Below are 21,693 nucleotides of genomic sequence, written 5' to 3' on the forward strand. Positions count from 1 at the left end.
ACAGATTCCTCCGACCTCTGTCCAACTTAACTTTATAAGGGGTTTCCTATAGAATGCAGCGCCAGATTGAGGAGTCTCTGAATAAACCCTGAAACCCCATCGGTGATTTGAGGCATTATTCAGAGGCTCCTGCGGCCTTTCCGCCAAAAACCGCCCGCCAAGGCATGAAGCCAACGGCGCGGGACATTCCAACTGATGAGGGTCCATATCGTGTTAGAAGCCTATCGTGAACACGTTGCTGAACGTGAAGCCCTGGGTATTCCTCCCAAGCCCCTGAACGCCGAGCAAACCGCTGCTCTGGTCGATCTGCTGAAAAACCCGCCGGCCGGCGAGGAAGATACCCTGGTGTATCTCCTGGAAAACCGTGTGCCGCCAGGTGTGGATGAAGCCGCCTACGTGAAGGCCGCTTTCCTGACCGCCATTGTGAAAGGCGAAGCGTCTTCTCCGCTGCTGGACAAGCAGACAGCGGTCAAGCTGCTGGGCATGATGCAGGGTGGCTATAACATCGCGACTCTGGTCGACCTTCTGGATGACTCCGAACTGGCCGAACTGGCCGGTGAACAGCTCAAGCGTACCCTGCTGATGTTCGACGCCTTCAACGACGTGAAGGAAAAGATGGACGCAGGCAACCCCGTTGCCAAGGCAGTCATTGAATCCTGGGCCAACGGCGAGTGGTTCACCAACAAGAAGAAGGTACCCGAGAGCACCAAGATGGTGGTGTTCAAGGTTACTGGCGAAACCAACACCGACGATCTGTCACCGGCTCCGGATGCCTGGTCCCGCCCGGACATCCCTCTGCACGCCCGCGCTGCCTACAAAATGGAGCGCGACGGCCTGAAGCCGGAAGAGCCCGGCGTTACCGGCCCCATGAGCCAGATCGACGAAATCAAGTCCAAGGGCCTGCCCGTTGCCTTTGTTGGTGATGTTGTCGGTACCGGTTCTTCCCGTAAGTCCGCCACCAACTCTGTTCTGTGGTTCTTCGGTGAAGACATCCCGGGCGTGCCCAACAAGCGTGCCGGTGGTGTCTGTATCGGTAACAAGGTTGCTCCGATCTTCTTCAACACCATGGAAGATGCCGGCGCCCTGGTTTTCGAGGCTCCCGTTGACAACATGAACATGGGCGACGTGATCGAGATCCGTCCGTACGAAGGCAAGATCCTGAACGAAGCCGGTGAAACCATCTCCGAGTTCAAGTTCAAGTCTGATGTGATCCTGGACGAAGTTCAGGCCGGCGGCCGTATCCCCCTGATCATTGGCCGTGGCCTGACTGCCAAGGCTCGTACAGCACTGGGCATGGGCGCGACCGACCTGTTCCGCCTGCCGAAAGATCCCGAAGCCGGCACCAAGGGCTTCACCCTGGCCCAGAAGATGGTCGGTAAGGCCTGTGGCCTGGAAGAAGGCAAAGGCGTTCGTCCGAACACCTACTGCGAGCCGCACATGACCACCGTAGGTTCCCAGGACACCACCGGCCCGATGACCCGGGACGAGCTGAAAGATCTGGCATGTCTGGGCTTCCAGGCTGATCTGGTTATGCAGTCCTTCTGTCACACCGCTGCCTACCCGAAGCCGGTTGACGTGGAAATGCAGCACACCATGCCGGACTTCATCCGCACCCGTGGCGGTGTTTCCCTGCGCCCGGGCGACGGCATCATCCACTCCTGGCTGAACCGCATGCTGCTGCCGGACACCGTCGGCACCGGTGGTGACTCCCACACCCGTTTCCCGATGGGCATCTCCTTCCCGGCCGGTTCCGGCCTGGTTGCGTTTGCCGCTGCCACCGGCGTTATGCCGCTGGACATGCCGGAGTCTGTCCTGGTTCGCTTCAAGGGCGAAATGCAGCCCGGCATCACTCTGCGCGACCTGGTACACGCCATTCCGCTGTACGGCATCAAGCAGGGCATGCTGACTGTTGAGAAGAAAGGCAAGATCAATGAGTTCTCTGGTCGCATCCTCGAAATCGAGGGTCTTGAGCACCTGACCGTAGAACAGGCGTTCGAATTGTCTGACGCGTCTGCAGAGCGCTCCGCGGCCGGTTGTACCATCAACCTGTCTGAGGACTCCGTAGCCGAGTACCTGCGCTCCAACATCACCATGCTGCGCTGGATGATTGCCGAAGGTTACGGTGATCCGCGTACCCTGGAGCGTCGCGCCCAGCAGATGGAAGAGTGGCTGGCCGATCCGAAGCTAATGCGTGCCGACAAAGATGCCGAGTACGCCCACGTTATCGAGATCGACCTGGCTGACATCAAAGAGCCGATCGTATGCTGCCCGAACGACCCGGACGACGCCAAGTTCCTGTCCGAAGTGGCTGGCGACAAGGTGGACGAAGTCTTCATCGGCTCCTGCATGACCAACATCGGTCACTTCCGCGCCGCCGGCAAACTTCTTGAGCAGCACAAAGGCCCGCTGAGCACCCGCCTGTGGATGTCTCCGCCGACCAAGATGGATCAGGCCCAGCTGATGGAAGAAGGCTACTTCAACACCTACGGCACTGCCGGTGTTCGCACCGAAATGCCGGGCTGCTCCCTGTGCATGGGTAACCAGGCGCGTGTAGCACCGAAGTCGACGGTTCTGTCCACGTCCACCCGTAACTTCCCGAACCGCCTCGGTGATGGTGCCAACGTGTACCTGACCTCTGCGGAACTGGCAGCTGTGGGTGCGGTTCTGGGCAAACTCCCCTCCCCTGCGGAATACATGGAGTACGCCAAGGACCTGAACAGCATGTCGAAAGAGATCTACAAGTATCTCAACTTCGACCAGATGGAGAACTACACCAAGAAGGCTGCCGAGGCGAACGTTGCCTAAGCACTGACCTTCAGGTCAAGCTCCACAGAAACGCCAGCCCTCGGGCTGGCGTTTTTTATGCCTGCTTACATACCCGGGACGCCCACACAATCAGTCGATAATCAGCCTCAACAGAATCGCAGCCACCATAACGAGGGTAATCCCCTTGATCCAACGTGCGCCGCGTTTGCTCATATTGACCCGGGTAGCGATAAACGCACCGGTAATGTTGCCCAGCGCCAGGGTCAGTCCCACGCCCCAGCGCACCTGATCGTTAAGGGCGAACACTACCAGTGCTGCAAAGGTAAACGGCAGCACGATCGAGACCTTGAGCACGTTCACCTGGCGCAGGTCGATCTTGAGCATGTGGTAAAGCACCACAAGGAAAAGCACCCCGACACCAACCTGAATGAATCCGCCGTACATGCCAACCACGAACATCGCCAGGTAGACAGCCGGACCAAGGCGCTCGGGTGTCAGTGGACGGGTATTGAGAACGGGCTGCGGCAACAGCATGAAGACAGAGGCGCAAATCATGGCCGCCACGAGCACCCATTCGAACACCGTATCGGAAACCCAGGTAGCGACCCAGGCACCCACCAGAGAGCCCAGAACCGCCGGAATCGCCAGGTGCAGGCTGACAACAAGGTTGCCATGCCCCATGCGGTAGAAGCTGCCTACCGCGGTGACACTCTGCAGGGTTATGGCCACCCGGTTCGTGCCGTTGGCGACCTGAGGCGGCAAACCGAGAAACATCAACAGGGGCAGGGTCAGCATGGAACCGCCGGCTGAGAGAACATTAATAAACCCGGCAATGCCGCCGATCGTCAGCAAAGCCCCGATTTCCAGAACAGTCACTCAGCGCGCTCCATCCAAGCTTGGGGGATACGACAGTAGCCCCCTCGATCAGGAATCATTATGACTAAAAAAAGGACTCCCGAAGGAGCCCTTTTCACTTCTGACAACGCTTTTCCCGCGTTTTTTTTACCGTTCGATGTGCTGGTACTCACCGGCATCGGCGGTTACCGAGCTCACTACCAGGATTGCGATGAATGCCGCAATGAAGCCCGGAATAATTTCATAGACACCCGGGCCACCCATGAACGAGCCGTTCCAGCCCAGGGAGATCCAGATAATGACCGTGGCTGCACCGACAACCATACCCGCAATCGCGCCTGCACCATTGGTGCGCGGCCACATCAGTGACAGGATGATCAGCGGGCCAAATGCAGCACCAAAGCCTGCCCATGCGTTGGCAACCAGCGCAAGAACCTGAGAGTCCGGATCGGAGGCGATGAAGGCTGCGACCAGACCGACGAGGACAACGCACACCCTGCCAATATTCACGCATTCCTTATCAGTTGCTTCCTTACGCAGGAACAGACGATAGAAGTCTTCTGTCAGCGAGGAGGAAGACACCAGCAGCTGACTGGAAATTGTACTCATAACCGCCGCCAACAAGGCTGCATACAGGAAGCCAGTAATCAGGGGATGGAACAGCATATCGGACAGAATGATAAAGATGGTCTCAGGATCCTGGATGTCCATACCATTGCGAATGGCGTAGGCGCGACCAAAGACACCCAGTGAGATCGCACCGATCAGGGAGATCAGCATCCAGCTCATGCCGATGTTCCGGGCAATCGGTACATCCTTCAGGGTACGGATGGCCATAAAACGCACGATGATATGGGGCTGACCAAAGTAACCCAAACCCCAGGTAACCGCAGACAGCCAACCTATGAAGGTCAGGCCTTCCGTCCAGGACAGCAGCGTCGGATCGACTTCATTCAAAGTTTGTGACGCCTGAGCAAAACCACCGCCGCCTTCGCCAAACAGCACAACGGCCGGCATGATCACCAGCGCCAGCATCATGATGCAGCCCTGCACAAAGTCCGTCATGCTCACGGCCAGGAAACCACCTACCACGGTATAGGCCAGAACCACGCCCAGGGTAATGACGATACCAACCGCGTAATCACTCAAGCCACCGAAGTTGAAAATCCCGGAGAACGCGCTTTCGAACAGCTTGCCACCGGCAACCAGACCTGACGCCGTGTACACTGCGAAAAAGATAACAATGACGATCGCAGATACTGTTCTGAGGGAAAGTGCCTGCGTCGGGAAGCGATTCGCCAGGAACGAGGGAATGGTAATGGCATTTCCGTAGTGAACGGTCTGCTCACGAAGCCGTGGCGCAACCAGCGTCCAGTTAAAGAATGCCCCCACGAGCAGGCCAATACCGATCCAGGCCGATCCGAGACCGGAAGCAAACAGCGCCCCTGGCAGACCCAGAAGCAACCAGCCACTCATATCAGAAGCGCCAGCTGAAAGCGCAGCCACCTTCGGACTGAGGGCTCGACCGCCCAACATATAGTCCTCGGATGAAGAGGTAGCTCTGCGCATGGCATAAACGCCAATGGCGATCATGAGCGCAAAGTAAGCAAATAGACTGATCCAAACACCAATAGCCATAAGGGCTCCTCCGGTTTAATGAGTCGGAATAGATCCGCTCGCAAAGCACATGGCTGACCTTCTGCCAACTCGCTGCACTATTCTTCTTTTGTTCCCGAATTCCATCTCAATTGAAGCAGGGATTTTTCCTTGTGGTAATTCCCTGAACCTGAGTGCGCAAAGGGCATTTGCGACTCTCACCCCGCACCGGGCTTCAGTCGCTATAAGTTAGTATTAGTGCGGATTTCAGGCTTACGAAATCCTACGATTCTTTTGCACAATCCTACGGGACTAATGAACTGAGGGGCCAAATCAGGCCACACTCTCGCCAACCTGTAATCGTGACGGCGTGGTCCCCTTGTATTTCCGCAAGGCATTTGTCAGCGCGCTTTGCGACGAGAAACCGGTTCGATAACTGATTTCAGACACCGTAAGGGTCGTTGTTGCGAGAAGGTGCGCCGCCTGATCCAGGCGCGTCTGTAACAGAAACTGGTGCGGCGTTATGCCTGCCAGGTCCCTGAACACCTCATGGAACCGGCTGACACTGAGGCAAACCTCTCCAGCCATGTCTTCAACGGTGATCTTCTTATGGAGATTTCTGAGGATGAAGCGGCGGATTGCATCAGGACTGATCGCATTCCGGTTTGACGTGAAGGACTTGCCATCCGTGATCCGGTCAGCCATGCAATAAAGAATGCTGGAAGCCAGGTGCTGCTGGAGCGTTACATGATTGGGCGCGCGATCAAACTCGCCAGCGGCGAACTGGACGAGACCGTGCAGGCGACTATCCATTTGCAAGGTTCGCGGCTTTTCGAATACCCGCATCATGCGCTCATAGTCGGCGTGAGCCGGAGAATTAACGGCGGGTGCAAGCGGATCCAGATTGATGACCAGAACATGGTTCTTGTCATTACCACGATAATCGTGTCGGGCCTCCGTAGGCACCAGATAAGCCCGCCAGGTATCCAGATAGGCCCCTGCTCCATCAACGCTCAACTCGGCTTCTCCACGCACCCCGATGACAATCTGGTGGTGCTCATGCCAGTGCTGATGCGCGGCCGTGGGAAGCTTCAGAAGTTTCGCGTTAACCATTAAAACTGCCAGCGTTTAACTGAGAATGTTCCTCAATTAAAGCAGAACATTACAGAAAGTGCACGAATGGAACAAAAACGGCGGCAAAACCAGAGCATTTGTCGGACTTGAAACTATTGACCATTGACCCACCGGTTCAAAAGGCCCGACACCTGATCAGACACCTCTGAGAGCGAACGAGCGGCATCAATCACTTGATACCTGGCGGGCTGTGCCGTCGCCCTGGCAAGATAGGCATCCCTTATTCGCTGGAAAAAATCCAGATCCTCCTGCTCAAAGCGATCCAGTTCACCTCGCTTGCGAGCTCGGGCCATGCCTGTGTCCACGGGGGCATCCAGAACGATAACGTGGTCCGGACGAATGTCACCCTGAACAAGGGTTTCAAGCAAGGCGATTCGTTCTTCGGGAACGCCCCGACCACCACCCTGATAGGCAAAGGTCGCATCGGTAAAACGGTCGCACAGGACCCACTGGCCTAGCTCCAGCGCTGGAAGGATCCGCGTGTGGAGATGCTGCGCTCTGGCCGCGAACATCAGCAGCAGCTCGGTAATTTCATTCACCGGCTCGTCCCGGGGTGCCAGCAGGAGCTCGCGGATGGCCTCAGCCATGGGCGTGCCTCCTGGCTCACGGGTAACAATATAATCAACACCCATCTGATCCAGTGTGCTGGCGGCGTTGGTCAACTGGGTCGACTTGCCAACGCCCTCGGTGCCCTCAAATGTTATGAACTGTCCCCGCGCCTTCATCCGGCATCCTCATCAGAATCGGCATCCTGTGGTGCCGGCGAGGAACGGTAATCCTCACGTCGGTTTAGCTGAAACTCTCGCACCGCCTTCTGGTGCTCCGAGAGTGTGCGAGAGAACTTGTGGGTGCCATCACCCCGGGCGACGAAGTAAAGTGCATCGCCTTTGTCCGGGTGTAGCGCTGCGTGAATGGATTCACGCCCCGGGAGGGCTATGGGCGTGGGAGGTAGTCCATTGATTCGGTATGTGTTGTAAGGCGTATAGGTACGCAGATCCTTACGGCCAATCCTGCCCTGATAGCTGTCGCCCATGCCGTAAATGACCGTGGGATCGGTTTGCAGCCGCATCCCCTTCTGCAGGCGACGAACAAATACGCCCGCAACCTGATCCCGCTCATGGGGCGCTCCGGTTTCGCGCTCCACGATCGAGGCCATGATCAAAGCTTCATAGGGAGTGTCGTAAGGGAGCCCTTCTTCCCGCGCTGCCCACTCTTCGGCCAATACGGTTTCCATCCGGTTGAAGGCACGCTTCAGAAGATCAAGATCCGATTCGCTACTGGTGAAAGCGTAGGTATCGGGAAAGAACCGCCCCTCTGGATGCTCGCCTTCGGCGCCAACAGCCGCCATAATCTGCTCAGTGGTCCACTGGCCGGTCACTTTCTCCAGCCGCTCGGCGCGGGCCAAGGCTGCTCGCATATCCTTGAATGTCCAACCCTCGATAAACTGCACATACCAGTGTTTGGTATCGCCGGACACCATGGCACCGATCATGTCCCTGGGGCTCATGCCGTCGACAAATTCGTACTCGCCAGCCTTGATCCTGGTTTGTCCAGGCTCGATCCGACCATAGAGCCGGAGCCACAACCGGTCTGAAACCAGTCCTTGAGACTCAAGTCGGCCAACTACTTCAATAAAAGAACTGCCCTGGGGAACGTTAAAAAGCAGCGGCTCTTCGAGCATCACCGGCTTGTTCAGGCCTTGCAGACCCTGCCACACCCAGAGACCAGTTCCTGCCGAGGCGAGGACGGCGACACATACGCACGCAAGCAATAACTTCTTGAGCAAACGATTTATTCCAGTATTTCGAGAGGATTGAAGATTGTCGCAAGTCCGCCATCGACAGGCAAATCATGACCGGCGATAGTGCGAACCGGAACAATACCCAGCACGCTGTTGAGCAGAAACAGTCCCTGGCAATCTGGACCAAGCACATCGTCTACTGTGACTGGACGCTCTGTCACCGTATCCCCTCTTTGCCTGAGACGCTTCAGAAGCCACTGTCTGAGCACACCGGCAACCGCCAGGCTTGATGCCGGCGGTGTCAGCCAGCAATCGCCCCGGCGAAGCAGAAGATTGGTGCGGGTGCCTTCGACCAGATTGCCGTCGCGGTCCGCCATGATCACCTCGAATAGAGAAGGCCCGAGATCAGAGGCCGCCAGGACCTGTTCTATCCGGTTCAGAGACTTGATCCCCGCCAGCAATGGATTAACGGTCAGCGGCACTTTGGAGACATCAACCGCAACACCGGCTGGATCAGGCACAGGTGGCAAAGGTGAGGCAGAAACCATCAGGTTAGGCTCCATGCCAGGGTCCGGGCGATACCCTCGCCCGCCACTGCCGCGGGTCAGCGTCAGTTTCAGAACCCAGTCCTCCGAATTGAAACGATCAGCGAAACGTTGCGCCGCCTCGACGCAAACGTTGGCGAGTTCTTTCCGGGAAACCTCGATTCCAAGGCGCGCGGCGTCACGAACCATTCGCTCCAGGTGGCGGGATAAAAGTACACCCCTGTGCCCGGACATCCGGATAGTTTCGAACAGCCCGTCACCATAGGCCAGACCACGATCACCGGCAGGCAGGCCGCCCTCATCTGCCCAGTAAAGACGAAACACGACGAGTGTCAGCCTTCGTAGCGACGGAAAATCAGGGTTCCGTTGGTACCACCGAATCCGAACGAGTTGGACAGCGCCACTCGAACATCGGCCTGACGACTCTTGTGGGCCACAAGATCCAGATCGCATCCTTCATCAGGATTATCCAGATTGATGGTGGGCGGCAGCACGCCATCGCGTATGGCCAGTACCGAGAAGATCGCCTCAACAGCACCGGCTGCGCCAAGAAGGTGCCCGGTCATTGATTTGGTACTGCTCATGGCCAGCTTTTCAGCATGTGCGCCGAATACTCTCCGAACAGCAGCCACTTCGGCGACGTCTCCGACCTGGGTGGAGGTGCCGTGGGCGTTGATATAGTCAATCTCGTCGGCGTCGAGGCCAGCGTCACGCACGGCATTGGCCATGGAACGGGCCGCGCCCTCGCCATCCTCCGGCGGCGCGGTGATGTGGTGGGCATCATCGCTCATGCCAAAGCCGACCACCTCGCCGTAGATCGTGGCGCCCCGCTGTTTCGCGTGCTCAAGTTCCTCAAGAACCACCACGCCGGCACCGTCACTGAGTACGAAGCCGTCCCGATCTTTATCCCACGGTCGACTGGCCTTTTCCGGCTCATCGTTTCGCGTGGACAGGGCCCGGGCGGCGGAGAAGGCAGCCATGCCGGTTCGCGTGGTCGCCATTTCAGACCCACCAGCCAGCATGACTTCGGCGTCACCGTAAGCAATCGTACGGGCAGCGTAGCCAATGTTGTGGGTGCCGGTGGTGCAGGCGGTGACAATCGCAATGTTCGGACCGCGATAGCCAAAGCGGATGGCAGCATTACCGGAGATCATGTTGATAACAGAGGCCGGCACGAAAAACGGAGAAACCTTTCGAGGACCGGACTTGTCCATGGTAAGAACGCTTTTCTCGATGTACTCGAGACCACCGATGCCAGAGCCAATGGCAATACCGACGCGCTCGCGGTCAAGCCTGTCAAAAGATTCGAGGCCACTGTCGTCCACCGCCTGCTGGGCGGCAATCAGGCCGTAATGGATAAAGGCGTCGAGTTTTCGTGCATCCTTGGGGGACAGGTAGGGCTCCATATCCAGATCCCGGATGGCCCCTCCAATCCGTGTGTTGTAGGCTGATGCGTCAAAGCGGTCGATCATACCAATCCCGCTACGTCCGGCCTGGATGGCTTGCCAGGACGACTCCACGCTATTGCCGACCGGAGACAGCATGCCCATGCCTGTAATGACAACTCGCCGTTTAGTCATAACCTGTTGCACCTGATCATGTCCGAATGAATCTGAACGCAGATTGAACCTGATTTTCAGCCAATAAAAAAGCCGTCCCTCGCTGTTTCACAAGGACGGCTTTTTGCCTGGCTTTCTTAAATGCAGAGTATCAGGTGTGCGCGACGATGTAGTCGATCGCGTCCTGAACACTTGTCAGCTTCTCGGCTTCCTCGTCAGGGATCTCGGTTTCGAATTCCTCTTCCAGTGCCATAACCAGCTCAACGGTGTCCAGTGAGTCAGCGCCAAGATCCTCTACAAAAGAAGATGAGTTCTGAACTTCGGACTCTTTAACGCCCAACTGTTCACAAACGATCTTCTTCACGCGCTCTTCAACTGTACTCATAATGTCCTCACTTTGTGTGTCAACCAAGCAACTCAAGTGCTGCCAGTTTAGTTTAAACCCTACCTGCAAACAAGCAGGGATTCTGATAAACATGTTGTGCGACAAGGAGTTGCGCACACCCCCCCACAGGGGGTTTATCCCATGTACATTCCGCCGTTCACGTTGATGGTTTCACCCGTCACGTAACCGGCTGCATCGGATGCCAGGAAGGCGACCACGGCGGCCACCTCTTCCGGCTCACCCAGACGACCCGCGGGTATGATTTCCAGCATAGCCTCGCGCTGCTTGTCGTCCAGTTTTTTTGTCATATCAGTGTCAATAAATCCCGGAGCCACGCAATTCGCGGTGATACCCCGATTCGACATTTCTTTGGCCAGGCTTCGGGTGAATCCTTCAACGCCGGCCTTGGCAGCGCAATAATTGCCCTGCCCCGGATTGCCCATGCCGGCAACCACGGAACTGATGTTAATGATCCGACCCCATTTCGCCTTGGCCATGCCGCGCAGAACAGCCTTGCTGGTGCGGTAGACGCTGGACAGGTTGGTTTCCAGAACCGACGCCCAGTCCTCGTCTTTCAAACGCATCAGCAGGTTGTCGCGGGTAATACCGGCATTGTTGACCAGAATCAGAGGCGCGCCTGACTTCTCCGTCAGCGCCTTGAGGCCTGATTCAATGCTGGCAGGATCTGCAACGTTCATGACCATGCCATAGCCTTTGAAACCGGCCGACTGGAGGTCTTTGGTGATGGACTCGGCACCGGCCTCGCTGGTTGCGGTGCCAACAACTTCAGCGCCCTGCTCGGCCAGCGCACGGGCAATCGCCTGGCCAATGCCACGGGTCGCACCGGTTACCAGTGCAGTTTTACCTTCCAGAGACATGAATAACTCCCTTTCGTTTCAGGACTGACCGAAGGCGTCCAGCGCCTTAGTCAGCGAGTCCGGATCTTCGATACCGTGTACGGCCAAAGTCCGGTCGATGCGTTTGGCAAGTCCCGCCAGCACTTTGCCGGTGCCGCATTCAACAGCGACCTCAACACCATTGGCAACAAGAGTACGTACAGAATCCGTCCATAGTACCGGTGAATAAAGCTGCTTGAGCAGATTGGACTTCAGTGTAGCGGATTCGGTCTCGGCGGCAGCGTTAACATTTTGTATGACCGGGATGACAGCATCATTAAAACGCACATCTTCCAGGGCTTTGGCCAACTCTTCAGCAGCGCCTTTCATGAGTGCGCAATGGGATGGCACGCTTACAGGCAATGGCATGGCCTTCTTCGCGCCTTTTTGCTTGCAGGCTTCAATAGCCCGATCGACTGCGGCTGCCGAGCCAGCAATAACCACCTGACCAGGGGCATTAAAGTTTACCGCAGATACCACATCGCCCTGTGCCGCATCCTGACAGGCGGCCACAACGGCATCATCCTCAAGACCAAGGATGGCTGCCATCTTCCCTTCTCCGGCCGGCACAGCGTCCTGCATGAGCTCACCACGCAGGCGAACCAGTTTGACCGCTTCAACAAAATCGAGGCTCTCTGCCGCCACCAGGGCGCTGTACTCTCCCAGACTGTGACCGGCGAGAAAATCGGGAGAACCACCGCCGGCAACAAACCACTGCCGCCAGAGGGCAATACTGGCAGTCAGGAGCGCAGGCTGCGTCACCATGGTTTTATTCAATTCCTCCGCAGGCCCCTTCTGGCAGAGATCCCAGAGGTCATAGCCGAGAACATTGGAGGCTTCGGAAAAGGTTCTATCGATAATGGGCCAAGCTTCAGCGGCTGCTGAAAGCATACCCACCGATTGCGACCCTTGTCCTGGAAAAATAAAGGCTGATTTCATAAGCGGGATCTTATCGTCATTGGGTGGTTACGTGAGATTAGCCAATAGTACAAGTTAGGCCAATTATCCGCGAATGCGTGGCCAAACCGGGACAGACTTTAGTCTCAGGCACTCAAAGCATGAGATCGTCGAGACGCTCGTTGATACGGCGGGGCACTTCCAGCTCAACCTCCCTGACAGCCTGACGAATAGCCGACAGCATGGCGCGCTCATTGGCATTTCCATGGCTCTTGATCACCACACCCTGGAGGCCGAGCAGGCTGGCACCGTTGTGCCGGGAAGGATCCATCAATTGCAGAAGCCGACCAACAATCGGCCGGGCCAGCAGGCCGACCAGCCTGCCGTAGAGGTTCCGGGTGAATGCCTGCTCCATCAATTCGATCAGCAGACCTGCAACGCCTTCCCCGGTCTTCAGGGCGATGTTGCCAACGAAGCCGTCGCAGACAACTACATCGGCCACATCGCGAAACAGATCACTGCCTTCCACATAACCAATGTAGTTAATGCTGTCGCACTGGGCCAGCATATGAGAGGCCAGACGGACCTGCTCATTACCCTTGATCTCTTCTTCGCCAACGTTCAGCAGTGCAACCCGCGGCTCTGCCTGGCTGCAGATGGCAGAAGCCATCAGTGACCCCATCAGCGCGTACTGATAAAGATTTTCGGCAGTGGAGTCGACGTTGGCACCAAGATCAAGAACATGGCAACGTCCACGAAGCGAAGGAATCAGTTTGGCAATGGCCGGGCGCTCGATACCCGGATACATTCGGATAATGGTGCGACCAAAGGCCATCAGCGCGCCGGTGTTACCGGCACTGACACAGCCCTGCGCCTCGCCGTCCCGGACAAGACCCAGCGCAATGGCCATGGAGGAATTTTTCTTGTGGCGAAGTGCGTGGGAGGGCCGCTCGTTCATTCTGACCACATCCGCCGCTTCGACAATGCGGATTCTGGCATGCCCTTCACGCAACAAAGCCTCAAGCTCGCTCCGGATTCCCACCAGAACGATGCTCAAGGCTTCGTTTTCACGCACCGCCTGCAATGACGCGGCAACCACAACGGCTGCGCCGCGGTCGCCACTCATGGCGTCAATCGCGATGGTGACCGGTTTCACCGTTCTGCCATCCGATTCCTGGCGATGCATAGCGGCAACGAGATTACTCGTCGCGTGCTTCGATTACCTGCTTGCCACGGTAAAAGCCGTCCGGAGACACGTGGTGACGACGATGTACTTCACCGGTGGTCGCGTCAGTGCTCAGAGCAGCGGCGCTCAGGGCGTCGTGTGAACGGCGCATGCCACGCTTGGAACGGGTCTTACGGTTTTGCTGTACAGCCATGATTATGCTCCTGACCTGTTAACGTAAACTTTGTCTTGCTGAACAAGTAACGTCTGTTCGTTAAATGTGCGCCGGCTTCCCAAGGGAGACCGCGCCCGGTTAATGCTTTGTCTTTTTGAGTTCCGCCAGAACACTGAACGGATTCTCGCCCGATTTTCTTACCGGCTCTGCCTCGGAGCCATCAGGCTCAAATGCTTCCAGATCTTCCCGAGCAGGACAATCATCCCGTTCGTGAAGCGGAAATGGTGGCAACACCAGCAACAACTCGTCTTCCACCATGGACCAGAGATCCGCGGTGAAGTCATCGGTCAAAAACGGCTCAAGCTCTTTCGGTAGCTGTTGGGCCTGCTCGTCACTGGTGACCAGCCCCAGGGTGAACCCGGACTCCAGAGTCACACTCATAGGACCCATACACCGCTGACATTCCAGATCCACGGGAGCGGTCAGCTCACCCGACACCACGCGACGCCGTTCACCATCCATAAAGAAAGACAGTTTTACCCGGCACGCGGCACCTTCCGAGAACCCGAGAACCGCTTCGCGAAAACGGCCTAGCCCGCTGATAGGAATCTCTCCCTCCAGTGTGCTGTTCTGTTCCGCTAACCGGTAAGGATCAACAGATTTGGGCAACTCGGCGTTGGACGCGTTTGACATAGGCGAGCAATTTTAGGGGCGCAGCCCTCTGGTGTCAAAGACTTCGTTGCTTTTTCACGGGGGTTCCCGTGCAGATAGGTGTAATTTACGATAACCGCATCTCAATTACTTGGGCCAGGCACTCAAAGGACCTATCGATGACCCGAAAACCGCTTCTACTCGCGTCTTCATCACCCTACCGGAAAACGCTTCTGGAACGGCTGGGCCTTCCGTTCACCTGCGCCAGCCCAGACATCGACGAATCGCCAAAACCAGACGAATCCGGAGAATCCCTGGCCACGCGCCTGGCCGTAAACAAGGCCCGTGCACTGGCGGACCGCTTTCCCGGGCACTGGATCATCGGCTCAGACCAGGTGGCTTGCCTACCGGACGGCTCGGTGCTGAGCAAGCCCGGCGGCCATGAACAGGCAGCGCACCAATTGCGTCAGAGCAGTGGCCACAGAGTCTTGTTTCTGACAGGCCTGGCACTGCTCGACGCCGACTCCGGAAAGCTCGAAAGTCTCTGCGAACCTTACAATGTCCGGTTCCGTGAACTGACTGACGCGGAGATAGAAGCCTACCTGCAGCAAGAAAAACCCTACGACTGCGCCGGCAGCTTCAAGATGGAAGGCCTGGGCATCACACTGTTCGAAGCGCTTGAAGGCCGGGACCCTAACAGCCTGGTAGGACTGCCGCTGATCGCCCTGAACGACATGCTTCGGCGCTGGGGCCGGAATCCCCTGCTGGAAAACCGGCCTGAGCCCGAAAAAACTTAACGAAGCTCGAGACGGGACTCGACCAACTGACTGGCGACCCCCTCGCCAAAGGCGACACCAAGCTGATCGACAATATCCTGGAATGGCGACTTGCGACGACTGTAGTCCACAAGCTTTTCCTGCCCGATGATCTGCCGAGCCACGTGTGAAGCACTGCCTAACCCATCAGCCAGACCAAGCTCAACGGCTTGCTCGCCACTCCACACCAGACCACTGAACAGTCTTTCGTCATCTGACAGGCGATCACCACGCCCCTGCTTTACGGCTGCAATAAACTGTTGATGGGTGTTTTCCAGCACGCTCTGCCAGAACGCCACCTCCTCTTGCTCCTCCGGAGAGAACGGATCCAGGAAAGCCTTGTTCTCGCCGGCGGTATAAAGACGGCGATCCACACCGATTTTTTCCATAACCCCGGTAAACCCGAAACCGCCAGCCACAACGCCAATGGAGCCAACGAGGCTGGCACGGTTGGCGTAAATTTCATCCGCGGCGGCCGCAATATAATAGGCTCCGGAGGCACCAATATCGGAGATCACTGCGTAAACCTTTTTCTCGGGGTATTCCTCCCGCAAACGCTTGATCTCGTCGTAAACATAACCCGCCTGAACCGGACTGCCGCCCGGACTGTTGATGCGCAGAATCACGGCCACAGAGTTCGGCTCCTCGAAGGCCGTTCGAAGGGAACCAACGATGTTATCAGCGCTTGCCAGCTCGTCCGCGGCGATCGGACCATTTATTTCAACCAGAGCAGTATGCTCCCCTGCCACACCTTCCAGAGAGTCGCCGATGGGAAACTTGAACATGAACAGCAGAGCGATCAGATAACCAAAGGTCAGAAATTTGAAAAAGATGCCCCAGCGCCGACTTCTTCGCTGCTCGGCCTGAAGCGACATCACCAGCTTTTCAATCAGCTTCCAGTCACGGCCGGATTCCGGCGGAAGTTTCGGCGATTTACGCCCGAACAGCGGCTTACCCTCCTTCTCTGGCTCTACCGGCTTATCCCCCCAATCGGCAGGCTTGTCAGATTCCCAGTCACTCATGCTCGCATCCTGTCAGCAAATTCGATGAATTCGGTCTGTCTACAACCTACAACCCCAGCACCCGACGAAGGTCAGGCACCGAATCAACAATGGCGTGCGGCGAGTAATCGCCCAGCACGTCCCGCTTGTGGACACCCCACTCAACCCCGATGGAAGGCATGCCAATACGCCGGGCCATTTCCAGGTCATATCGGGTATCACCAATCATCACCGCCTCTTCCGGCTCAATGCGGTAGAACCGAAGGATCTCCTCAAGCATCGCCGGATCAGGTTTTGAGCGGGTTTCATCGGCGCATCGGGTAATTTCGAAGTGGTCACCCAGGCCACTGGAGACCAGAGCAAAATCCAGCCCGCGCCGGCTCTTGCCAGTAGCAACGGAACAACTTCGCCCGGATCCACGAAGATCTGCTACCACCTCGGCCATCCCTTCAAACACATTCTGGGGTGTTGTCACCTTGCTGAAGAAATAACGCGCGTAACCTTCCCGGATATTATTCATTTCCTCACGACTGATGCCCGGGTAGAGTTTTTCCAGCGCCTCGACCATGCCAAGGCCGATAATATCCCGGTAGGCCTCTCGCTCCAGGGCCGGATAGCCCAACTCGGTCGCAGCCTGGTGCAGACTGTCGGCAATGTGCTCAACCGAGTCCACCAGGGTCCCGTCCCAGTCAAAAATAACCACTCTGACGTTCATTGATCGGATCCTTTAAGACGCCCCGAAAGCTTCCTGAGTACGTCGTTGAATGCATCGTCGTAAGGCGCCTCCAGGCGCATCGACTCACCGGTGACCGGCAAGGTGAACTCCAGGGCGCGGGCATGCAGCATTAATCGCTGCCCGCCAATGGAGCGGAATGCTTTGAGGCTGACATCATCCATATACTTGTCGTCACCCGCAATCGGATGACCGGCCCAGGCACTGTGAACCCGGATCTGGTGTGTCCGCCCGGTAATCGGCGAGGCCTCCACCAGACTGTAGCCGGCAAAGCGTTCCAGGCAGCGAAAGGTCGTCAGGGACGCTTTCCCAGAGTCATCAACCCGAACCCGGCGCTCTCCGTTTGGCATTTCATAGCGCAGCAGGGGCACATCGACCCGGTCGATACTGGCTGGCCAGTCGCCGGCAACCAGCGCATGATAGTGCTTGCGAATGCGCTTCTGTCGCAGCTCATCCTGCAAGAAACGCAGTGCCGATCGCTTCTTGGCTACCATGACCAGGCCGGATGTATCGCGATCCAGACGATGAACAAGCTCCAGGAATTTTGCTGACGGACGAGCCGAACGAAGCACCTCAATCAACCCGAAGCTCAGCCCGCTGCCGCCGTGAACCGCAATACCGGAGGGCTTGTTGACCACCAGCATCTGGTCGTTCTCGAACACAACGGCCGCCTCCATGACGCCCTGAACCCGGGAACCTGGCGCCACCTGCTCCGGTTTTTCCTTGCGGGTAATCGGCGGTATGCGCACCTGATCACCGGTATTCACGCGGGTATCCGGCTTCACACGCCCCTTGTTCACCCGAACCTCGCCCTTGCGGATTATTCGATAAATAATGCTCTTGGGCACACCACGCAGCTGGGCAAGAAGAAAGTTATCCACCCTCTGACCGTCGTTATCCTCATCCACGGTAACCCACTGAACGCCCAGACGAACTTCGCCTCGGGCAGCAGCATTCCCACCGCCAACCTCACTTGTCCTGACCGGCTTATCGGGCCTGGTCCGGGGTGGCTTTTTGCTGGCTGACTTTCGGGACATGAAGTTCCTTGGATGATGGAGTAGCTACAGGATTGAACGGGTGCATGAATACTGTTATATTCCGGCGTGCTCTGCCGTTTGTCTACGGCCTGACCAACTCAAGTCAGAAGCCGGAGCGGCAGAAGTATACCGACACTATTCGAGAGTTTGAACGCCGTGCACCCAATCACTACCGGGAACGGCGAGAGAAATGCTCCCGGAGGACCAGGACAGATCTTCACAAGACTGCATCCTGTACCCGGGAGAAAGAAAAACCGCGCAGAAAACCGCGGGCGACATCGCGAAGAATCATTGCCACCCAGGGCCGGGCCGTCCAGCATACGAATACGACGTGAGACCCAGGCACCTGAGTGAACCTGAAAACGGATAACATGCGTCAACAGACACGAACCTTACACGACCTCTCCCTGCCTACAGGCAGACGGATCGTCGGCGTTGGTCTCAGACCGACAGGATCACACCCCCGAAGGGTCTGATTCGTCTGGCCGCCGGTCCGCCCTTGATGTAACAGGGCCCGCGGCACGCACATCCTGCTTCGCTGATGCGATCCCCTCTGGTTTTCTGTCAAATTAAACGACAGGAACTCTTTCTTTCCATGAAAAGAATGCTCATTAATGCAACTCATCCTGAAGAGTTGCGCGTCGCCCTCGTTGACGGCCAGCGTCTGTTTGATCTTGATATCGAATCCAGCTCCCGCGAGCAGAAAAAAGCCAACATCTACAAAGGCCGCATTACCCGCGTTGAGCCCAGCCTTGAAGCCGCCTTTGTCGATTTCGGTGCCGAGCGCCACGGTTTTCTTCCGCTCAAGGAAATTTCCAAGGAATACTTCAAGAAATCTCCCGGCCAGATCGAAGGCAAGATCAACATCAAGGACGTAGTGTCCGAAGGCCAGGAAGTAATCGTCCAGGTGGACAAGGAAGAGCGTGGCAACAAGGGCGCGGCCCTGACCACCTTCATCTCCCTCGCCGGCCGCTATCTGGTGCTTATGCCCAACAACCCCCGTGCCGGCGGTATTTCACGCCGCATTGAGGGCGATGAGCGGGCCCAACTCAAAGAAGCCATGAACGATGTCCAGGTGCCCAAGTCCATGGGCATCATCGTCCGCACCGCCGGTATCGGCCGCAGCACCGAAGAACTCCAGTGGGATCTGGACTACCTTGTGCAGTTCTGGGAAGCCATCACCCAGGCCGCTGGTGAGCGCAAGGCGCCCTTCCTGATTCATCAGGAAAGCAACGTCATCATCCGCGCCGTTCGCGACTACCTGCGCCAGGATATCGGCGAGGTGCTGATTGACGCTAACGGGGTTTACGAGGACGTCCTGAATTTCGTCCGCGCCGTCATGCCCACGTTCGAAAACAAGATCAAGCTGTACAAGGATGAAATCCCCCTGTTCAGCCGCTACCAGATTGAAGGCCAGATCGAGACGGCGTTCCAGCGGGAAGTAAAACTGCCCTCCGGCGGCTCCATCGTGATTGACCCGACCGAGGCCCTGGTTTCCATTGACATCAACTCCTCCCGGGCCACCAAAGGCCAGGATATCGAGGAAACCGCACTCCAGACCAACCTGGAAGCGGCCGAGGAAATCGCCCGCCAGCTGCGACTGCGTGACATGGGTGGCCTGATTGTCATCGACTTCATCGACATGACGCCGGCCAAGCACCAGCGGGAAGTGGAACAGAAGATGCGGGAGGCTCTGGAAATCGACCGGGCCCGGGTTCAGGTCGGCAAGATCTCCCGTTTCGGACTGCTGGAAATGTCCCGTCAGCGCCTGCGCCCCTCCCTGGGTGAGACCCGCAGCGAAGTCTGCCCCCGGTGCGAAGGACAGGGCACGATTCGCGGTATCGAGTCCCTCGCCCTCAGCATCATGCGGCTGATCTACGAGGAATCCTCGAAGGACAAGACCGGCGAAGTACGGGCCGTTGTGCCGGTATCAGTTGCCACTTTCCTGCTGAACGAGAAGCGTAAGCAACTGGCGGACATTGAAGCTCGCCAGGAAGTCAGTGTTGTCGTGGTGCCAGTACCACACATGGAAACGCCACACTTTGAAATCATCCGGATGCGTCAGGATGAGACCACGCCCGAGCATATCTCCAGCCACCAGGTGGCCCAGGAATACAGCGAGCGCGAAGAGGAAATCTTTGAGGCTCCGGCCCCTGAAAAGCCGGTTCGAGAGCAGGCCGCTGTGAAGGCCATCCGGCCCAGCGCGCCCGCGCCCACTCCGGCAGCACCGAAAGCAGAGGAAACAGCCGATCAGGAAGAAGGCCTGTTCCGCCGGCTCGGTCGTAAGATCTCCGCCTTCTTCAGCGGCGAAGAAGAGCAAAAGACCGAAATTCTCGACCAGGGCAAGAACCAGCGCGAAGACCGCCGAAACCAGGGACGGCAGGACCGTCGCAAGTCCCGGGTAGCCCGCGGTGACGAACAGCGCTCCGGTGGCAACCGCAGTGGTAACGACCGGCGCCAGGGCGGCCAACAAAGCCGTGGTGACGACAACCGCGGGCGCGGACGCAACCGCAGTGATGACCAGAGCCGCGGCAACCAGAACCGTCAGGGGGCTGACAACAAAGGCTCGGACAATCGCGGAGGCGATAACAAGGGCGGAGACAACAAAGGCTCTGATAATCGCCGTGATAACCGTCGCGATAACCAGGGCCGTGGCCGCAACAGGCCGCAGCGGGACCAGAAGGACAACCGCGACCAGAAGGACCAGAAGGATCAGGGCCCGCAGGATAACGCCACCAAGTCCGGCTCGGCTGACAAGTCCGGCTCTGACGAAAAGCGTCGCAAGCCACGTCGCCAGCGTAATCGTGACGGATCGCCCGCTGAGACACCGGCCTCCTCACCGGCGGACCGTAAAGCAGCCCGCAGCGAGAAGCACCAGAAGGACACCCAACCTGAAAAAGGTCGGGACGAGAGCAAGGCGGAAGTAAAAGCCGAGCAACCGATGGAGCCTTCAAACAAGGCGCCCGCAAAGTCTGAGAAGTCCGAATCCCGGACTGATACAGCGTCAGCGGCCAATGAAGCGCCGAAACCAGCTGCAGCCCAGGAACAGCCCACAAAGGAGCCGAAGCCTGAGCAGACGCCTTCAGCCAAGGCACCCTCTGACAGCAAACCGCAGGCCCAGTCAGAAGAGACGGCAAAGGCCAGTGGCAAGCCAGTTGAAAAGCCTGAAGCTGATCAGTTGAACGCTGAAAAGGCCGAAAAGGGTGGGGCCGCCAAAACGGAAAAGAGCTCCGAACCTCGCCCGAAGCCGCAACAGGCTGGCGCAAAGGCTGCCGAGCAGGCTCAGCAAACAGACACCAAGCCAGAGCCGGAACCCAAGACCGCAGCCGGAAGCGAGCAGGCACCGGAAGCCAAAAAGCAGCCTGCTGAATCAAAAGAGGCAGCCGCGCCCAAGGCCAAACCCGAGCCGGCAGCCAAATCAGAGGCGGCAGCAGAGCCCGGAAAAGCTAAAGAGCCTGCGGAGGTGAAGGCGGCAGCCGGAATCCAGGCCCCGGAAAGCCAGCCGGAACCGAAGCAACCGGCACCGGCAAAAGCCGAGGAAAAGAAGGCCGAGCCTGAAAAGGCAGAAGCTGAAAAAGTCGAAAAGCCCTCTGCTCCGGAGCCTGCAGCGAAGGACACGCCCACCGAGACTCCGACAGTCGACGTGCCGGTGACACCGGGTCGCGCCTACAACGACCCCAGAGAGGTCCGCAAGCGTCAGAAAGCTGCGGAAGAGGCCAAGAAGGCCGGGAGCAACTAACTG

At 57.5% G+C, this 21,693-nt stretch carries 19 protein-coding genes; 3 read left to right on the forward strand and 16 right to left on the reverse strand.

All coding sequences use genetic code 11. From position 1 onward, the window contains the following. Positions 1-210 precede the first annotated feature (210 nt). On the forward strand, positions 211-2,805 hold the full coding sequence (locus tag WA411_RS08250; protein WP_069183680.1) for a bifunctional aconitate hydratase 2/2-methylisocitrate dehydratase: 2,595 nt from the start codon (positions 211-213) through the stop codon (positions 2,803-2,805). A 90-nt stretch (positions 2,806-2,895) separates the two neighbouring features. Here the strand turns inward: WA411_RS08250 and WA411_RS08255 are convergent, their stop codons facing one another. From WA411_RS08255 to WA411_RS08315, 13 genes are all read right to left on the reverse strand, one after another. After that, positions 2,896-3,642: a sulfite exporter TauE/SafE family protein gene (locus WA411_RS08255; RefSeq protein WP_291906973.1), complete on the reverse strand. Its 747-nt coding sequence runs from the start codon at positions 3,640-3,642 to the stop codon at positions 2,896-2,898. A 126-nt stretch (positions 3,643-3,768) separates the two neighbouring features. After that, entirely contained in the window at positions 3,769-5,259 is a 1,491-nt protein-coding gene (putP, locus tag WA411_RS08260) for a sodium/proline symporter PutP (protein ID WP_209396945.1), read from the reverse strand. Positions 5,260-5,550: 291 nt separating this feature from the next. Then, positions 5,551-6,330, reverse strand: a complete 780-nt coding sequence (locus WA411_RS08265) for a helix-turn-helix transcriptional regulator (protein ID WP_291906970.1) — start codon at positions 6,328-6,330, stop codon at positions 5,551-5,553. Between the two features lie 113 nt (positions 6,331-6,443). Next, positions 6,444-7,076 (reverse strand): dTMP kinase, encoded by a 633-nt coding sequence (tmk, locus tag WA411_RS08270; protein ID WP_291906967.1) that lies wholly within the window; start codon positions 7,074-7,076, stop codon positions 6,444-6,446. Next, the gene (mltG, locus tag WA411_RS08275; protein WP_291906964.1) at positions 7,073-8,137 is read right to left on the reverse strand and encodes an endolytic transglycosylase MltG; all 1,065 of its coding nucleotides are present in this window, start codon (positions 8,135-8,137) and stop codon (positions 7,073-7,075) included. The genes tmk and mltG overlap by 4 nt, the downstream gene beginning before the upstream one ends. Positions 8,138-8,142: 5 nt before the next feature. Next, positions 8,143-8,961, reverse strand: a complete 819-nt coding sequence (gene pabC / locus WA411_RS08280; RefSeq protein ID WP_291906961.1) for an aminodeoxychorismate lyase — start codon at positions 8,959-8,961, stop codon at positions 8,143-8,145. 8 nt (positions 8,962-8,969) lie between these two features. Beyond that, complete coding sequence (gene fabF, locus WA411_RS08285; RefSeq protein ID WP_209396942.1) at positions 8,970-10,217, reverse strand: beta-ketoacyl-ACP synthase II; 1,248 nt, start codon at positions 10,215-10,217, stop codon at positions 8,970-8,972. A 130-nt stretch (positions 10,218-10,347) separates the two neighbouring features. Beyond that, the gene (acpP, locus tag WA411_RS08290) at positions 10,348-10,581 is read right to left on the reverse strand and encodes an acyl carrier protein (protein ID WP_008174976.1); all 234 of its coding nucleotides are present in this window, start codon (positions 10,579-10,581) and stop codon (positions 10,348-10,350) included. Positions 10,582-10,715: 134 nt separating this feature from the next. Beyond that, positions 10,716-11,459 carry a 3-oxoacyl-ACP reductase FabG gene (gene fabG, locus WA411_RS08295; RefSeq protein WP_069183278.1) on the reverse strand — a complete coding sequence of 248 codons (744 nt, stop codon included), beginning with the start codon at positions 11,457-11,459 and terminating at the stop codon, positions 10,716-10,718. Positions 11,460-11,477: 18 nt separating this feature from the next. Next, entirely contained in the window at positions 11,478-12,416 is a 939-nt protein-coding gene (fabD, locus tag WA411_RS08300) for an ACP S-malonyltransferase (RefSeq protein ID WP_291906953.1), read from the reverse strand. Between the two features lie 112 nt (positions 12,417-12,528). Beyond that, complete coding sequence (gene plsX / locus WA411_RS08305) at positions 12,529-13,530, reverse strand: phosphate acyltransferase PlsX (RefSeq protein WP_366673952.1); 1,002 nt, start codon at positions 13,528-13,530, stop codon at positions 12,529-12,531. Between the two features lie 43 nt (positions 13,531-13,573). Further along, complete coding sequence (gene rpmF / locus WA411_RS08310) at positions 13,574-13,753, reverse strand: 50S ribosomal protein L32 (protein ID WP_008174968.1); 180 nt, start codon at positions 13,751-13,753, stop codon at positions 13,574-13,576. A gap of 99 nt (positions 13,754-13,852) precedes the next feature. Beyond that, positions 13,853-14,407, reverse strand: a complete 555-nt coding sequence (locus WA411_RS08315; RefSeq protein WP_291906938.1) for a YceD family protein — start codon at positions 14,405-14,407, stop codon at positions 13,853-13,855. Positions 14,408-14,544: 137 nt separating this feature from the next. Here WA411_RS08315 and WA411_RS08320 point away from each other — a divergent pair, with 137 nt between their 5' ends. Further along, positions 14,545-15,162 carry a Maf family protein gene (locus tag WA411_RS08320; protein ID WP_291906936.1) on the forward strand — a complete coding sequence of 206 codons (618 nt, stop codon included), beginning with the start codon at positions 14,545-14,547 and terminating at the stop codon, positions 15,160-15,162. Here the strand turns inward: WA411_RS08320 and WA411_RS08325 are convergent. From WA411_RS08325 to rluC, 3 genes are read right to left on the reverse strand one after another with little or no spacing between them, the layout of a single operon-like run. Beyond that, complete coding sequence (locus WA411_RS08325; protein ID WP_291906933.1) at positions 15,159-16,202, reverse strand: S49 family peptidase; 1,044 nt, start codon at positions 16,200-16,202, stop codon at positions 15,159-15,161. The two genes, WA411_RS08320 and WA411_RS08325, sit on opposite strands and share 4 nt — an antisense overlap. Before the next feature lie 46 nt (positions 16,203-16,248). After that, the gene (locus tag WA411_RS08330; protein ID WP_136631982.1) at positions 16,249-16,896 is read right to left on the reverse strand and encodes an HAD family hydrolase; all 648 of its coding nucleotides are present in this window, start codon (positions 16,894-16,896) and stop codon (positions 16,249-16,251) included. Continuing rightward, the gene (gene rluC / locus WA411_RS08335; RefSeq protein ID WP_228744342.1) at positions 16,893-17,951 is read right to left on the reverse strand and encodes a 23S rRNA pseudouridine(955/2504/2580) synthase RluC; all 1,059 of its coding nucleotides are present in this window, start codon (positions 17,949-17,951) and stop codon (positions 16,893-16,895) included. Before rluC ends, WA411_RS08330 begins: the two co-directional genes overlap by 4 nt. 595 nt (positions 17,952-18,546) lie before the next feature. Here rluC and rne point away from each other — a divergent pair. Then, positions 18,547-21,690: a ribonuclease E gene (gene rne, locus WA411_RS08340; RefSeq protein WP_291906924.1), complete on the forward strand. Its 3,144-nt coding sequence runs from the start codon at positions 18,547-18,549 to the stop codon at positions 21,688-21,690. The last annotated feature ends 3 nt before the right edge of the window (positions 21,691-21,693 follow it).

Origin of the sequence: Marinobacter sp. CH_CUG1437-1 (assembly GCF_037029655.1) — a bacterium.
Taxonomy (GTDB): domain Bacteria; phylum Pseudomonadota; class Gammaproteobacteria; order Pseudomonadales; family Oleiphilaceae; genus Marinobacter; species Marinobacter salsuginis.

Coding starts and splice junctions, on each gene's coding strand:
- WA411_RS08330 (WP_136631982.1), bottom strand. CDS start 16,896: ATGAACGTCAGAGTGGTTATTTTTGACTGGGACGGGACCCTGGTGGAC.
- putP (WP_209396945.1), bottom strand. CDS start 5,259: ATGGCTATTGGTGTTTGGATCAGTCTATTTGCTTACTTTGCGCTCATG.
- fabF (WP_209396942.1), bottom strand. CDS start 10,217: ATGACTAAACGGCGAGTTGTCATTACAGGCATGGGCATGCTGTCTCCG.
- tmk (WP_291906967.1), bottom strand. CDS start 7,076: ATGAAGGCGCGGGGACAGTTCATAACATTTGAGGGCACCGAGGGCGTT.
- acpP (WP_008174976.1), bottom strand. CDS start 10,581: ATGAGTACAGTTGAAGAGCGCGTGAAGAAGATCGTTTGTGAACAGTTG.
- WA411_RS08320 (WP_291906936.1), top strand. CDS start 14,545: ATGACCCGAAAACCGCTTCTACTCGCGTCTTCATCACCCTACCGGAAA.
- WA411_RS08325 (WP_291906933.1), bottom strand. CDS start 16,202: ATGAGTGACTGGGAATCTGACAAGCCTGCCGATTGGGGGGATAAGCCG.
- WA411_RS08265 (WP_291906970.1), bottom strand. CDS start 6,330: ATGGTTAACGCGAAACTTCTGAAGCTTCCCACGGCCGCGCATCAGCAC.
- rluC (WP_228744342.1), bottom strand. CDS start 17,951: ATGTCCCGAAAGTCAGCCAGCAAAAAGCCACCCCGGACCAGGCCCGAT.
- rpmF (WP_008174968.1), bottom strand. CDS start 13,753: ATGGCTGTACAGCAAAACCGTAAGACCCGTTCCAAGCGTGGCATGCGC.
- rne (WP_291906924.1), top strand. CDS start 18,547: ATGAAAAGAATGCTCATTAATGCAACTCATCCTGAAGAGTTGCGCGTC.
- fabD (WP_291906953.1), bottom strand. CDS start 12,416: ATGAAATCAGCCTTTATTTTTCCAGGACAAGGGTCGCAATCGGTGGGT.
- WA411_RS08315 (WP_291906938.1), bottom strand. CDS start 14,407: ATGTCAAACGCGTCCAACGCCGAGTTGCCCAAATCTGTTGATCCTTAC.
- fabG (WP_069183278.1), bottom strand. CDS start 11,459: ATGTCTCTGGAAGGTAAAACTGCACTGGTAACCGGTGCGACCCGTGGC.